The sequence below is a fragment of the Corticibacter populi genome, assembly GCF_004217315.1.
GTDB lineage: Bacteria > Pseudomonadota > Gammaproteobacteria > Burkholderiales > Burkholderiaceae_C > Lampropedia > Lampropedia populi.
On record NZ_SGWR01000009.1, the window covers coordinates 1 to 1,117 of the forward strand.

Genomic DNA, 1,117 nt, shown 5'->3' on the forward strand with positions numbered 1-1,117 from the left:
CAGAAATCGAAGTTCTTGGCCACGGTGGCGGCATCGAGCCGGGAGCCGTCGGTGAACACCACGTCATCGCGCAGCGTGAAGGTCCAGACCGTGCCGTCCTGTTTCCAGGCGGTGGCCAGCCAGGGGTGGAGTTTTTGTTCCTCGTCCAGATACACCAGGCTGTCGAGCACATTGCGCTTGGGGTAGGTGGCCTGCGTCCACCACTGGAAAAGGGATTTGGGCTCGATGGAGTGCAGGTAGATCAGCGTATCGGCCTGGCGTTGTGCGGGGCCGGCGGCAATGGCCGGGCCTTGTGCCAGCAGGGTCAACAGGGTCAGGGCCCCGAATGCGGCGCGACGGAGGGTGGTCATGGTCTTCCAGGGAGGTTGTGGGTCGTGGACAGAGTGCGGGCGGGCGGGCGGGCATGCGCGGAATGTTGTTTCCCGCGCGCCGGGGTCCGGGCTCAGTTCTTGCTGATCGCGTAGAACTGCGGGCCGAAGATGTTGTGGGTGAGGCCGCCCAGGTACTTCTGGCCGACCAGGTTGTAGGTCGATGCATAAAAGCCCAGCGCCAGCGCCTCGTCGCTGATGTGCTGCTGGATGGCTGCCAGCTTTTGCGCGCGCGCGGCCGGGTCGGTCTCCTCGTGCGCGGCGATGATGGCCTCCTGGAGCTGCCAGTCCGCCGAGCGCACGCGGTTGTGCGGGTTGGGGTTGCCGTTGTCCGCGGCGAACTGGTTGAGTTGCTGGCGCCCGTAGATGGTGGCGGTGCTGGTGTTCTCGCCAGCGGGCCGGTAGTTGATGGAGAGCACGGTGGGCGCATACCAGGTCCAGTAGCCCTGCACGATGTCGTACTCGTCGGCCTTGGTGTAGCGGCCGGCAGCCAGCTCGGTCTGCGTGAGCACGAAGGTGTTGAGCTTGATGCCGACTTTCTTGACTTCGGCCTGCAGTGCCTGGGCCGCGATCACCCCTTCCGGATTGACCACGGTGGGATAGAGCGGGAACACGATCTCCAGCACCTTGCCGTCCTTGTCGATGCGATAGCCCTCGGCATTGAGGCGGCCGTAGCCGGCCTCCTCGAGCAGTGCCGCGGCACGCGCCGGGTCATGGGCGTACTGGTCGTCGAGATCGAGGTAGTCCTG

Annotated in this window: 2 protein-coding genes; both read right to left on the bottom strand. The window is 65.4% G+C overall.

Annotation, left to right across the window (positions count from 1 at the left end; genetic code table 11):
- The coding region (locus EV687_RS18830; protein WP_242612728.1) for an ABC transporter substrate-binding protein at positions 1 to 350 on the bottom strand (350 nt) is incomplete at its 3' end.
- A 92-nt stretch (positions 351 to 442) separates the two neighbouring features.
- The coding region (locus EV687_RS18835) for an ABC transporter substrate-binding protein (protein ID WP_207226518.1) at positions 443 to 1,117 on the bottom strand (675 nt) is incomplete at its 5' end.